The organism is Pseudomonas sp. H1_D05, from assembly GCF_054682705.1.
Map to the genome: position 1 here is coordinate 2461496 of NZ_CP162825.1, position 14505 is coordinate 2476000.

At 55.2% G+C, this 14505-nt stretch carries 10 protein-coding genes; 6 read left to right on the forward strand and 4 right to left on the reverse strand.

The window, feature by feature from the left end; genetic code table 11:
• Positions 1-27: 27 nt before the first annotated feature.
• The 4 genes from AB4O11_RS11120 to rsgA form a co-directional block, all read right to left on the reverse strand.
• Positions 28-513 (reverse strand): toll/interleukin-1 receptor domain-containing protein, encoded by a 486-nt coding sequence (locus AB4O11_RS11120; RefSeq protein ID WP_093430168.1) that lies wholly within the window; start codon positions 511-513, stop codon positions 28-30.
• Positions 513-1472 carry a caspase family protein gene (locus tag AB4O11_RS11125; protein ID WP_099757835.1) on the reverse strand — a complete coding sequence of 320 codons (960 nt, stop codon included), beginning with the start codon at positions 1470-1472 and terminating at the stop codon, positions 513-515. Before AB4O11_RS11125 ends, AB4O11_RS11120 begins: the two co-directional genes overlap by 1 nt.
• A gap of 2 nt (positions 1473-1474) precedes the next feature.
• A complete protein-coding gene (locus AB4O11_RS11130; protein ID WP_093430170.1) occupies positions 1475-1882 on the reverse strand; it encodes a TIR domain-containing protein in 408 nt (135 codons plus the stop codon).
• A gap of 212 nt (positions 1883-2094) precedes the next feature.
• Positions 2095-3126, reverse strand: coding sequence for a small ribosomal subunit biogenesis GTPase RsgA (gene rsgA / locus AB4O11_RS11135; protein ID WP_016985702.1), 1032 nt, complete (start codon positions 3124-3126; stop codon positions 2095-2097).
• Positions 3127-3233: 107 nt separating this feature from the next.
• Here rsgA and orn point away from each other — a divergent pair, with 107 nt between their 5' ends.
• From orn to AB4O11_RS11165, 6 genes are all read left to right on the forward strand, one after another.
• Complete coding sequence (gene orn, locus AB4O11_RS11140) at positions 3234-3776, forward strand: oligoribonuclease (RefSeq protein WP_003221098.1); 543 nt, start codon at positions 3234-3236, stop codon at positions 3774-3776.
• A gap of 92 nt (positions 3777-3868) precedes the next feature.
• On the forward strand, positions 3869-4480 hold the full coding sequence (locus tag AB4O11_RS11145) for a trimeric intracellular cation channel family protein (RefSeq protein ID WP_093430171.1): 612 nt from the start codon (positions 3869-3871) through the stop codon (positions 4478-4480).
• A 175-nt stretch (positions 4481-4655) separates the two neighbouring features.
• The gene (locus AB4O11_RS11150; protein WP_257356900.1) at positions 4656-5687 is read left to right on the forward strand and encodes a hypothetical protein; all 1032 of its coding nucleotides are present in this window, start codon (positions 4656-4658) and stop codon (positions 5685-5687) included.
• Positions 5688-5874: 187 nt separating this feature from the next.
• On the forward strand, positions 5875-8304 hold the full coding sequence (locus tag AB4O11_RS11155) for a leucine-rich repeat domain-containing protein (RefSeq protein WP_460130659.1): 2430 nt from the start codon (positions 5875-5877) through the stop codon (positions 8302-8304).
• A gap of 339 nt (positions 8305-8643) precedes the next feature.
• The gene (locus AB4O11_RS11160) at positions 8644-9630 is read left to right on the forward strand and encodes a hypothetical protein (RefSeq protein WP_460089659.1); all 987 of its coding nucleotides are present in this window, start codon (positions 8644-8646) and stop codon (positions 9628-9630) included.
• A gap of 23 nt (positions 9631-9653) precedes the next feature.
• The gene (locus AB4O11_RS11165) at positions 9654-14498 is read left to right on the forward strand and encodes an RHS repeat domain-containing protein (protein WP_460130661.1); all 4845 of its coding nucleotides are present in this window, start codon (positions 9654-9656) and stop codon (positions 14496-14498) included.
• The last annotated feature ends 7 nt before the right edge of the window (positions 14499-14505 follow it).

The window sequence follows — 14505 nt, forward strand, 5'->3', positions numbered from 1 at the left end:
GAGATGATCGCGGCTTTTTTACGTCTGTCAGAACCCGCGCCGAATCCGGTTCTTCAGTTGTTCGTGGAAAATCTCGGCGTTGCGCTTATAGGTGCCGCTAAAGGATTCATTGCTCGAATCCAGCGTCATCGAGCGTTTGTTCGACACTTCCTCGCGATACGCGTCGATAAAGAAATTCAGATCACTGTCCGTGCTCAGCTTCGGCCACTTATCCAGATACAGCGGCAGCTCCGTCGGCCCGGTCTTGAACGAGCAGATCCGCCGGTTGCTGATGGTCGCTTCGCCAATTTCGAACGGCACCCACCACGATAACGCAGTCTTTTCCGAGACCACTGCCAGCAGGTGCGTGCATTCGGTGATGTTGCGGGTGATGACCCCAGTGATGTCGTCGGTGGTCTGCGACTCGGGGTCGAGCACGTCGAGGTAGGTTTTGATGTTGGCCTGGATCAGGCGGCTATTGATGGCGATGGCGTGGGCGCGATCCATGTGGCGGTAGCTGATGAATACGGGCATCAGAAGTGTCCTTTTATGGCGAGTTCGCGGTAGTAGGCGCCGAGGGCGGTGAGGCGGCAGCCGGTGGAGTTGATGGCGGCGTAGTACATGTGTTCGGCGTCCACGGGCTCGATCAGGCTGTGGCGATTGCACATTTGCAGTTGCTTGAAGATGTCGCCGTGCTCGGGGTTGAACAGCGCTTCGGTGGGCTCGTAGCTGGGGTCGAGTCTGAAAACGAAGCTCGGTTCCGGGAACCAGTCCTTGAGTTTGCGCAGGGTTTCTTCGGCGATCAGCGGCGCGACCTCGCGTAGCGGCACAAACTGCGAGACATTGGTCTTGAATACCGGACGCTGTTCCCAGGCTCCCAGCGCATTGTCGACAAACGAATAGACGCTACCGGGGGTGACCTTGCCGAGTACGTTGGCAGCGCCACCATGCAGCGCTTGCAGCAACAGATCCGTAAATACCCCGTGACCGCGGCTTTCCAGGGCGTACTGTTCTTTTTTGCAGGCGGTGAGAATGGTCACGCCTTCGCCGATCACACTGCTGCCGCCGCGCAGGTTGCGCAGGGCGCCTGCTGCACCGGCCTGGCAGCAATCGAGAATGATGATTTTATTCTTGATGTGCGGGGCTTTGTCCGCCCATTCCAGAATGTCGCTGATGCGGATACCGTCTCCGCCAGGCTGATAGTCCTGGGGAATCAGTAGTCCTTCGTCGATGCTGGTGTCGAACTGCCCATGACCGGCGAAGTACAGCAGTGCCACGTCACAGTCGCCTGAGAACAGGCTCTGGATCTGCTGTTTCATGAGTTTGAGCGTTAGTTGTTCTTCGGCCGACGTCAGCACTTTGCTGCTGAAGTTCGGGCGCCCGTTGGCGTGACGCTCCAATACCGAAGCCATGGCCATTGCGTCGTTGTTACAACCGCTCAACGGTGAGACGTAGTCGTAGTGGTTGATGCCGATAAACAGTCCCTTGCGCATGATCACACCGCCGTATGCAGGCGAATCGCGCTGACGATGCTATTGGTGTTCCACGCGCATTCGGCGTGTGCCGCGTCACGTACAACGGCGGAAATGCGCTCGGCGCCGAATGGCTTGATCGCGATGATCACCTTGCCCATGCGTTTGGCGATCTCGATTTCCTTGTTGATCCACTTGCTGTAGGTCGAATACATCCCGGCCATGATTAGTACCGCCGAGCAGGGGCGAATCTTGTTTTCGATGGCTTCTTCGAGCTGCTTGTCGGTCTGCGCGCCCATGATCGGGTTATGTGGCGGCACGGAAAAATTCTTGAAACTGAAATCCGGCCTGGCGCCGAGCAGGCGTACCAGATTGTCGTGAGCGTGGGCGTAGTTCCACGAATGGCTGATGAACAGGTGATAGGTCTGCATGGGGTTCCTCGAAGGTCGCGAAGGTGCGAAGGAGGACCCCAATCTAGGCATCTGGAGCTTGCCTACAAGGGTTGGGCGGTGAAAGAGAAATGTCCTGCAGGCAGGCGTGTGCGGGCCTGTAAGAAAAGTCTGGCGTTTAACGGAATCGAGGGTTTGTCAGGCGCAGTCCGACATCCGGCAGCCCTCGGGCGAGGTACTGCCGGTGCAGATGTTTAGTAGCCGTTTTCCGGCAGGCTGGCGATGATCGAGCGGTAGCTGTTCATCCGCTGCTGCTGCACGCGGCCATCTTCCAGCGCCTTGAGCAGTGCACAACCGGGTTCGCGGTCGTGTTTGCAGTCGCGAAAGCGGCAGGTGCCGAGCAGGTCATTGAACTCGATGAAACCGGCTTCAACATCGGCGCGGCTGACGTGACCCAAGCCGAATTCGCGGATACCCGGGGAGTCGATCAACTCACCGCCGCCGGGGAAGTGGAACAGGCGCGCAGTAGTCGTCGTGTGCGTACCCTGACCGGACAACTCGGACAACGGCCCGACACGGGTTTCCACTTCAGGCAGCAAGCTGTTGACCAGCGATGACTTGCCGACACCGGACTGGCCGACGAACACGCTGATGCGGCCGTCGAGCTGCTGTTGCAGTTGTTCCATGCCGTTGCCGTGGTGCGCCGACACTTCCAGCACCGGATAACCGAGAGTGCGGTACACCGCCAGCAGCGCATTCAGTGCTGGGGCGTTCTGCTCGTCGATCAAGTCGAATTTGTTCAACAGCAGCAGCGGCCGGATGCCAGCGTGTTCGGCGGCAACCAGATAGCGGTCGATCAGGTTGGCATGCGGCTCGGGCAGCGGCGCGAAGACGATGACGATCATGTCGACGTTGGCGGCTACCGGTTTGAGCTGGCCACGGCTGTCCGGGCGGCACAGTTCGGTGGTGCGCGGCAGTTGCGCAACAATCACCCCGATGCCCTGATTGCCGGCACGCCAGACGACTGTGTCGCCGGTTACCAGCGCAGGCAGGTTGGCGCGCAAGTGGCAGCGGAACACCTGGCCGGCCTGATCACCGTCAACGGCCTCGACCTCGACCTGTACACCGAAGTGGGCAATCACCAGGCCGGTCTGTTCCGGGCCCAGGTCGCCGCCCTCAAGGGCTTCGACAGCCGAGGACTCGCGTTTGGCGGCGCGTGCAGCGCGCTCGCCCTGAATCTTTTCGATGCGCCAGTTTTGACGACGATTGAGTTGGCGTTTGGCCATGGGTGTTCCGTCTGAAGAATGCAGCGATTAGGTAAAACGGCCGCGAGTTTAGCACGCCCGGCCACCGGCCTAGGCTAAACTGCGCAGCATTGCCTAGGAGCCGACATATGCAAAACCCGCAGAACCTGATCTGGATCGACCTGGAAATGACCGGTCTGGATCCGGAAAACGACGTCATCATCGAGATGGCCACCATCGTCACCGACAGTGATCTGAACACCTTGGCCGAAGGCCCGGTGATCGCTATCCACCACAGTGACGAAGTGCTCGCGCGTATGGACGAGTGGAACACCCGCACCCACGGCAACTCCGGCCTGACCCAGCGCGTGCGTGACAGCCGAATCAGCATGGCCGAAGCCGAAGCTGAAACCATCGCCTTCCTGGAAAAATGGGTACCGAAGGGCAAGTCGCCGATCTGTGGCAACAGCATCTGTCAGGATCGCCGCTTCCTTTATACCCACATGAAAGCGCTGGAAAGCTATTTCCACTATCGCAACCTCGACGTCTCCACGCTCAAGGAACTGGCCGCGCGCTGGGCACCGGACGTGCGCGACAGCTTCAAGAAGGGCAGCACCCACCTGGCGCTGGACGACATCCGCGAATCGATCGCCGAGCTGCAGCACTACCGCAAGCATTTCATCAAGTTCTGATGCCTGGCGATGGGGGCGGGCATTGCGATTGCCCCCTTTTGGTGCCGCACTGAAATGGCTAGACTGCGCGCCTTCCTGCCTGGATCGCCACCATGTTGCTGATGCTCTATCTGATCGCCATCACCGCTGAAGCCATGACTGGCGCCCTGTCTGCCGGGCGGCGCGGCATGGACTGGTTTGGCGTGGTACTGATCGCCTGCGTAACAGCCTTGGGCGGTGGCTCGGTGCGCGATGTGCTGCTCGGGCATTATCCGCTGACCTGGGTAAAACACCCGGAATACCTGGTGCTGACTTCGGTAGCGGCAATGTTCACCGTGTTCACCGCGCGCTGGATGCGCCACTTGCGTTCGCTGTTCCTGGTGCTCGACGCCGTCGGTCTGGTGGCGTTCACCCTGATTGGCTGCATGACCGCGCTGGAAATGGGCCACGGCATGCTGGTGGCGTCGGTCAGCGGCGTGATCACGGGGGTGTTCGGTGGCATCTTGCGCGATATTTTCTGCAACGACATTCCGCTGATCTTTCGCCGCGAACTGTATGCGAGCGTCTCCTTCGCTGCAGCGTGGTGCTACATGCTGTGTCTTTATCTGAATGTGCCCGGTGAACAAGCCATTCTGATTACGCTGTTCGGCGGGTTCTTGTTACGTCTGCTGGCCATCCGTTTTCATTGGGAAATGCCCAAGTTTGTTTATAACGACGAGCCTTGATGGTTGTCGCCGGAAAATAGTTGTTTGCCAGATAAAAGTCTGTAAGCCACTAGAGGTTTGCAAGCGTATGTTTCTTACATTTTTCGCTTTGCTGTTTATTTGAAAGGTCTGTAATTTTTTTGTTGGCATATTTTCGATGTCGACATTTAAATATTACTCTTCGAAGGAACACATCATGAGTGAAAGCATGGATGCTACACACGATCAGCAAACCACTGCGCCCATACTCGCAGGCCTTGCCATTATGAAGGTCAAGTTTGATGCGAGCGACAATACTCGCACCAAGTCGCTGTTTGGTAATGGCCGGATGCAGGTGAAAGTACAAGTTCTGGTTTCCGGGATAGACGCCAACGGCAATGCCATGCACGTGCCTGCAGATGTAATGGAAAGCATCGAACTGATTCATTACAGCACTGGCAAAACGTTGCGCGACGGCTGGGCCGCAAGCACCGATCAAGGGCGGTTTACGATTGAGGCGCGACCTTCAACCTCCGCCGGAGACGCTCCCGACAACGATCCGGAAAATGACAGCGTCCATCCTCAGGTCCGCACGTTTTGGGTATCCTCATCGAGCGCCGGGACGACCCAGATTGGTGCGCGCCTGTCGCTGAACGGTGAGAGGATTCTCAGTAATGGAACGACACTCTCCAGTGTTCATGACAGTAGTGTAACCATCGAAGCACAACCTCCATCGGCGTACTCCATCGAAGAATTTCGCTGGTATCAAACCCGGCGCGGCGATGAATTGCCCGGCAATCGAATCTGGAGCCATCGTCTTGGGCTCTATCCGCGAGGGCAGCAGATCAAGCTGGTCGATTGGGTTGTAGACGGAGTAGGAGAAGGCGTTGACCATAAGTTTGCGGGGGGTAACAGACTTAATGAAATAAAAACCAATTATATGGAGGTCATTCTTGTTCGCCCTGAAAAACAAAGTGTGACTGTGATCTTGCCGGCTAACGGAGATCCTTTTGTATACACCTTTTTTCCTGACGCCCATACATGGGGTCGAGAACATTATGATGTGAAGATTCAGAGCGATGGCGAGCTAACTGTCGTGCAAGCCCTGTCCGAATACTCGGAAGCCGGTAAAGGTTCCAAGTACGGAAACAAGCTTCACTTTCTTGCCATTGATGAACACGGTACGGAGCATAGGCTGGCGATTCGCGTAAACTTTTACGAGCGAAATTTATATCTGGAACGAGGCTAAGACTCACCTTCGCTGATGCAATGCCAGTGGATGTAGTAGATAGATATGCTTTTTGGCATGGTAACTACCGATAAGCTGTGGTGTTCAATTATCAGGTAATTGCATTCAAAGTGCTTTTGCTTATATCGAGTGTTGGCCCCTTCTGTAATGCGGGGCCAACGCAGCCATATCTCAAGGATGAGCAGCCATGACTGGCAAACCGCCAAAGGTCAAACCTGTACCTGCCCCAATCAAAATCCCCGAATTCAGCGTAGACGGTACTCATCGGCCACCGCCCGGCTCTTCAGCAATGCCGCACCTGTCTATACCCCATCACCTCGAAACGCTGCCCGTTTCCTTCGGGCCTGACTCGATCGCAGTGACGCCAGCGATCAGAGTGAGCGTGAACCCGAGGTCATCTGCGATCGATGAGTTCGCGATGCGTGCCGCGAAGTACTCACTGGCAGATTACTGGATACCCGCACCCAAAATCTTCGGTGAAGCCGATGCGCAAGGCATCAGGATTGTGAAGCAGCGCCATTACGTGGCCGTGGCCGATGACCATGTCGTGCAAGTGGTGCTGGACGCTGAGAGCGGGCTGTTTCGCGCCACTCTGGCCAGTGAGCTCGACCCCTCCGGCCCGCTATTGAAGCCGGACAACGAAGGCCGGTTCTGGGGGCCGCTGGACAGCGATGTCACCCCCTTCACTGACTCAATCTCAGTACAAACCGCAGAACTTTTTCGGCGGATGGGCCGTTCCGTGGCGCAATTTTCCGCCGCCATGGTTGCACGTGTGCTGGCAGTGAGCGGGGTCAATGAACCAGTGCTGCGCGATGTGCTCATGAATGATCGCCCTGCGCCTTTTTTACTGGAGGACACCATCAGGCGATTCGAACTTGATCAGACGATTCAGGCGCAGGGACGCGGGGCCGCCCCTGAGCGATTTAGGCGGTTCAAGGATCTGGAAGATGCCTTTGAATCCGATTGCGATGAAAACACTTTACGGATGCGCCGGGTGTTTCCACATCTACCGAAAACCGCTGCGCAGGCGATATGGCGCAATATGAGCGCTGCCGAACGTTTACATATGCACAACCTGCCAGGCATGCCTCAGCGAGTGGCGAAAGAGGCACTGGTGGCGCTGCGAGAGATTCGCCTGGCAAGGGCCGTGGAAGGCATTCACTTAGAGGCCGTAGCCAACCCGGACAGTGATCGGTTAGTGCTGCATATGCTCGGAAATCTGGCGAATTGGCCGCGGCAGACGCGTGTCGAGATTCGCCAAAGGACGATGGACGGGCATGTCCTGAGCGCTATCGGCGATGCCCGATCACCGTTTCGTCACATACTGATCCGTCAGGATGATGGCTATGTCCTCCAGAACAGCGACGCCCAATTACCTCGGAAATCGAAGGATCTGTACTCAACCATCTGGTTTCTGTTGTCGCCCGGGCATCGTCAGTTGCTGGGTGTGACAGAAGATGGTGGTGCGGCGTTGCAACAGTGGGTCCGCGCGCAGCCGTTGCCATCACGCCAAACTGTGAGTGAGTTGTTGGGGATGGCGCCGCTTGCGGTCACCGTTGATCCTGCCACTGCACAACACCGGCAAAAGGGGCAGTTGCGTGGCGGCGGCGACAACAACCCGACATCGACCAGGTCCGTTGCCGACCGTGTGCGTGATCTTTATCCGCATCTTCCAGATGAGGAGGTGACGGCATTTATCACCGAGCGTTTGAAGAGTGATCCATCCGGCATATTGCTGCGCCTGGAAAAAGAATTTGCGACATTGCGTAATGAACTGGCGATATGGAATGCCGATGGGGCGTCATCTCATACGCAGACGTCGGAACCAGAGGGAGCGTCGACGCTTGCCGAACGACGCCAGGCTCGCGAGAAGTTCAGCGCAAAGCTGCAAGATATCTGGCAGCGCAAGTCGGTTTCGAGATGGGGCGAGGGGGATTATTATTTTTCTCACTATGTTGATTTTTCGGGTGAGTTACCAAGGTTGTCCGCCCGATTTGAATATGTAGCAGAGTTGATATTGACCGCAAATGAACCGGGTGCACGGATAGGTGCGTTTCTCGACAGCTTTCCGAATATTCAATATTTGGGAGTCGTTGGCATAAAAATGGAGGGATTCCCGTCAGGAATATTTCAAATGCGCCAGTTAAGCGAGCTTACGCTGGACGGGTGCTCGCTAAAACTATCCGAGGTCACAGCTGAAGGATTGTCCAGAATCGAAACGCTGACCCGATTGAATCTGGCAAACAATCCTCTGACAGTTGCTCCGCATGTAGGCTACATGGCCGGTTTAACCGGATTGATGCTGAGCAACGCACATCTTTCCAGCGTTCCTTCAGGCATAGATTCGCTCAGGAAGCTGGGGGTCGCGGCATTGCATGATAATAATATTTCTGACGTGGGATATGAATTGTTCGAGATTCCCGATACGCAGGATCTATTCATTGGTTTATTGAATAATCCGCTGAGTGACGCGTCAAGGCAACGGATTAGTCAGTATCTTGAAAACTCCAGTATGGATCGGAAGGTGGAAATCCAGACGGAGGAGGTGGTTTTCGAATCTGACTCCGATAGCGAGTCCTCGGAAAGCGGATTCTCGACAGGCTCAGACAGTGACTGAATATTGGTGGAAGTAACCGCTCCTTTGTTTTTCTAACATAACCTGACAAGAATAAACTGCCCGTTGGCTCCTCTTTTGATTCTGTGCAGTTGAGATCAGGAGGGGAGCAAGTTGTTGAGTGCTGAAATCAAAGGGGCAGGCGGAGTGTGGTTGAAGTTTGCTTGATGTGGTCTGCGATTGTTGAATGTATTAGCATTTGTGAGGGTTGTTGGGGTTGATGTTGAAATATTACTTTCTCATAATTTGTCGAATGTCGCGGCTGTTCTTATTTAAATCGATCGTCAATAGTTTGCTGAGTCCTTAGAGGGCGAAGTGTATTAATCAGCAAGGTATTGATAAATGTTTGATGAGCAAATTGGTATTTCCCGTATCGAAGTTAAATTCGATGCCACAAGGTCGGGCCAGCATAAAGTGCTTTATGCCAACGGGCGCATGCAGGTGCGTGTTTTGGTGCTTCTGCACGGGATCGATAACAATGGTGATGGCGCATCTCTGTATGGGCATCCCGCCCTGCAATCACTGCGGTTGATCGCCTATAACGGCGCGCGGCCTTTGGAAGGAAACTGGAGCGTATCGCTGCAGGAAAATCGTTATGCTCACGAAATGTCGGGTGGTGCGCCGCGAGTTACCGAAGTTCCACGTGCCACGCACAATCGGATAAGTGACGAGTCTGATCCCGTGCAGATTTTCCAGTTTTGGGTTTCGGCCACCAGGCCCGGAATCATGGAAGTGGCCGCCGAAATTCTCGTGGATGGCGTGTTATTGCGAAGTAACGGAATCGGCTTTGACAGCAGTGTTACGCTGGAGGCAATTCCGCCGAAAGAATATTCGCTGAAGAGCTTTACATTCAATGAATATGGTATCAAACAGCAGAAAGCACAATATGACTGGGTTCAAAGTCATCACATTGGGCTGCACGCGGACGGCAGGCAGATTCACCTGCTTGACTGGTACAGCAGTGAGGTAAAACTTGATCCTTATGATTCCGAAGATGCGGTGCAAGTCTATGCCTCCGGAAACATTCCTGGTACTCGCGATGGGCGCAGAAATTTTTACGGTTACATGGCACCCATCTACGGCCTGAAAGCAAATTTTCGCAGTCCCCTCGGTATTATGAACGTGCCGATCAACAATGTGCCTGGGCAACTGACGCTTGTTCAATATATTTCCGCTGACCTGCAAGTGGGGCGGGAAAGCGAGGGTTCATTCGAGTTTGCAGTGATCGATGAGTTTGGCTCGGAACACAGGCTGTGTATCGAAGGTAATAAAGAGCAGCGCACTTTTATTCTGGGTGAGTCCAAGCGATCAATGAAACAGCTTGTCTGATTTCATAATGTGGTCAGCGATGTTTGCTGGCCAAGTTTGCGAGTCAATATCTGGATCTTGAAATAAAAGGACGTTTTTCTATGGAAAGTAATTCATCTTCCGCTGTTCATTCAAGCGCTTTCAATTTCGGTGAGTTTGTTTCCGGAGGTGTTGATCCTCGTACGGGTATGTACACGTGCGCCTTTTCGTTGGGAAAGTTGCACTCGTCGGATCTTAACGGCCCTGAGTTCGCACTTTCACTGAGCTTCAATCCGCTTAATCAGACGGACTTTGGTTTTGGCATTGGTTGGTCTTTGACCCTGACCAATTACGACTTGCGCAGCAAAGTCATGACGCTGTCCAACGGTGAGCGCTACAAGGCTGTAGAAACGTCCACCGGTCTGAAGTTCAAGGAAATGAAGTTGCAAACGGCAAAGGTGCTGGTGACCGGAGCAGGGCGCTATGAAGTTCGCTACAAGGATGGTCGACGTGAACTGCTCAAGGTCCTGGCTGGCACTCAGGTCGCTGTAGCAGAAAAAATAATCGCGGCGAACGGTGTGAGCATCGCTTTGAAGTACGAGTTGTTCAACCAGTTTCCCAGGTTGAGCGAAGTCCGTGACAGCAAACGATGCCTGCTGAAAATCACACGCAGTGCAGGTCAGGTAACGTTGACCCGATATCCCGACACCTCGTCCGGGTCCGAATCCAGGTTGATCTTGAAAAACAGTCGGGTAACGGCAATCGAGCTTCCGGCCGGTAAAGGTTGGGAGCTGGAATATGAAGTGATTGATGACGCCAGCTATTTGCACCGCGTCGTCAATCCATTACGCGGCGTCGAGATCATTCGATACAAGCGGCAGGGTCATGGCTTCGAAAGTGGTGTGGAACGAACACTGCCGTTTGTTATCGCTCACGATACCTACCCTGGGCGCGGCCAGCCCAGACTCTGCAAGACATACACTTACTCCGACCGCAACTTCCTTGGGCAAGGCCTTCTCCCGGCCACGGACAATGACCTGGATCCTCTTTATCTAGCGCCCGGCGATTATGTCTACACCTCGGACGAACAGTTGTTGGTAAGCGGCAGAGTACATACCCGTATTAAACGCACCTACAACAAGTTCCATCTGTTGGTGGCTGAGGTTACAACCTGTGGCGACGCCCAGATCGCCACCGCCACGGAGTATCACTGTTCCGTCATCAAACCCTTCAATGAGCAGGTGGCTCAGTTCCGCATGCCGAAGGTCCAGACAGTGACTCACCTTGATCGGCGCACCCGACAGCAGCGTGTGGAAACCACAACCACCGAATTCGATCACGAAGGCAACTTGCTCAAGCACGTCGAGCCAAGTGGGGTGACGACTGAGACGGAGTTTTATCCGGCAAGTGGTGGAGATAATTGCCCGGAGGATCCGCTGGGTTTCTCCAGGTTCGCGAAAAAGAGGACGGTCACCGCTGCCGCGGCGGATGGTGCTTCGACTGTCACGTATTACGACTATGCGCTACATGCCGCACTGGAAGGTACGGAACTGGCATTTGTGTTACCGGTTGAGGAGCGTTTTTACGAAGTTGTGGAAGGTGTTGAGGTCTTGCGCTCGAAAACCGAGCGCAGTTACCTGAATACGCCCAAGGACCCGCTCAAACACGGGGCCACACAGCAGCAAAGTATCATTCTCAATGATAAAAAAACCTCTACTGAGTTTTCCTATGAACTTGCGGGTGACCGGTTGCGGGTCAAGTCCAGCACACGGGGATTTGACGGCGCGTTGCAGAGCAGTGAGAAGGTGCTTTCGACACTGACCGGATTACCGATGTCGGAGGTCGGTGTCGATGGCGAGCACATCGAACATGAATACGACGCAATCGGCCGGGCAGTGTGCAAAACGGTTGCGGCCGGCACACCTTATGCGGCTGCTACCCGGTGGGTCTATCTGGCCGCCAGCAAACAGCAGCCGGCCACAATGGTGACCACCGATCACGCCGGAGGCGAGCAACGAGTGACCTATGACGGTCTCGAACGTGTGATCACCGTTCAGGAAAAGGACTGCGACCATCCCGACAAGGACGGGCTCATCCCGACTCGCATGCTTTATTCCGCCCTGCATGATTCGGTCGGTCACAAGGTGAAAGTGACGCTGACCGATTGGCGTGATGGCAAGCCCTATCCGCTCAGCACCCGCTACGAATTCGATTCCTGGGGTCAGGTCAACAAGACGCTGCATGCCGATGGGCGTATCGAACACAGCGAGACGGATCCTGTCCTTCGCCAGCAAACCCATTGGCTCCAGGGGATGGGCAAGACACTCACCCTCATCAATGATTTCGGTAAACCGCTCAGTGTCGAGAGCTTCAATCTGAAGAACAAGAGTCTCGGCAAAATCGTTTACACCTATGACGGGTTAGGGCGCACAACCAGCGAGACAGATCCTGTCGGCAATATCACTCGATATGAATACGACGTTTTTGACCGGATAATCCGCAGTGTCCTGCCTGATGCCAGTGCGGTAGTGACCGACTACGCCGAACATAGCGATGCCGGGCTACCGATCGGCATCAAAGTCGGCGACACGGTGTTGGGGCAGCAAACTTATGATGGTCTGGATCGTTTGATACACAGTACCGTAGGCGGACGAAAGTCCGAGGCGGGTTATGAAGCGGGCTTCACTCAGCCGCAGTGGTACAAGAGTGCTGATGGCACAAAAACCGAATTCACTTATTTGCGCGATCTGGGCGGTTTACTGACGGAGCGCAAGTCAGGTGCATTGCTCACGACCCTGACTTACGACCCCGCCAGTGGCAATCCCTTGGCCTGTACCGAAAACGGCAGGGAGCGCAGCTTCACCTATTACCCTTCCGGACGCCTCAAATCCGAAACGACGACCTTCGGCGCTATCACAAAATCAACGTCCAGTACCTGGTCCCTGCAGGGACGACCGATCACCCATGTCGACGTACTCGGAGCCGAAAGCAGATCCGAATACGATAAGCACGGCCGCCTGTTATCCACCTCTCAGGGTTCGTTGAAAACCGAATTCCACTACGCCATCCAGACGGGGATGCTGGACTGGACGAAAACCGAAGAAACGTCGATCAAGCGGCAGATGATCACCCGGTTTGCCTATGACGATATCGGTCGTGAAACCCGCCGTACGTTCGAGATTCAGGGCCAGCCCGACCAGACGCTGGAATCGACTTACACGCTTGCCGGCAAACTGGCGCAGAAAGTCTCCGGGCGCGGCACGCAACTATTGCGCGACGAACAATTCACCTACGATGTGCGCGGGCGACTGATCCAGTACGACTGTGCTGGCACCCAAAAGCCCCGCGATCCGTATGGCAAGGAAATTGTCCAGCAGACGTTCACCTTCGATGCGCTGGATAACATTCTGACCGTGCAGACGAAGTTCCCGCTGGGCATGAATCTGACCACCTTCAGTTATGACAATCCTGATCCTGTACAGCTCAGTGCAGTCAAACATTCCCATGCCGACTATCCACCGGCAGTGACACTGGAATACGACGCCAACGGCAGGATGATCAAGGACGACCAGGCGCGAACCCTGGCCTATGACGCATTCGGACGTCTTGAGCAGTTGTCCAGCGCAGGGGGATCAGTCATTCGTGGCTACCATTACGACGGCTTCGACGATCTGGTCGAACTGTCGCAACCCGACAAGGTGATTACGCAGCGTTACTACCATGCGGGCCGGGTCGCCAATGAGGTGAGTGGTGAAAATTCGTCCAGTGTTGTGCGTCACGGTGGAGCGCTTGTGGGGCAACAGCAGCTCGGTTCGAACGCCGGCGCGCAGCTGTTTGGTACCGATCAGCAGCAAAGCGTGCTGGCAACGCTGGACAAGGAACAGCTCACCGATTGCGCCTACAGCCCTTACGGGCACCGCCCTGCCGAAGGTGGATTGTTCAGCCTGGCAGGGTTCAACGGCGAGCAACTGGATCCGGTGACCGGGTTGTATCTGCTGGGTAACGGTTACAGAGCCTATAGTCCGACACTGATGCGTTTTCTCGCCCCCGACAGCATGAGTCCGTTCGGCGCGGGCGGATTGAATGCCTACAGTTATTGCCTGGGCGACCCTGTCAATCGTGTTGACCCTACCGGACATATATCCTGGCAAACGATCCTGGGCATCGGCCTCAGTATTCTCGGGGTTGTGGCCAGCGTACTGACGATGGGCGCGGCGACGCCATGGGCAGTGGCGGCATTGGGGCTGGCGGTTGCTTCAGGTTTGGCGGGTATCGCCAGCGAGCTGGCCAATGAGCTGGCACCGGGTTCTCAAGCAGGCGAGATATTGGGCTGGATCAGTTTTGGTCTTGGGCTGGCTTCGCTGGGTGCAGGTATGGCAGCGGGTGCAAAAGCTGCAGTGAATGCGGGCAGGAAGATGGCTTCAGCCTTTAGCAAAGGGCTCAGTCCCGATGGCAAGCAAGCAGCCAAAGCGGCAAAACATTTCAAGAAGCCTGGAAAAGGCGCCAAGGCTGCGAGCAAAAAAACCAAGGCACCCGTGGAAACAGTGCCGGATGAACCTTGGCGATTGCACAGGGCCACCGGGACGGATGACGTGCTCAGCGCCACCGGTTATAAAAATTATCAGGATAAGGCTGACGATTTCTACAAACTCATTGAAAGCAATAAGTCCCCCCGCGAAGCAGCTAGGGAGATGACTCTGGCGTACTCGGAATTAGCCAAATACAGCCAAACAAGAAAGTTAACGCATGTTTATATGACGAAGACCACTGGAGGCACGGATCGTATTTACCTTCTAGAGGACAGTGCAACGAGAGTTTGCAAAGTCATTCAGTCGGGCGGCCATTGGTCTAACGGGCAAACCTCCGGAAGAATAAGAGCGGCTGAAAAGATAGATACAACTCGCATGTGAGCAGCCT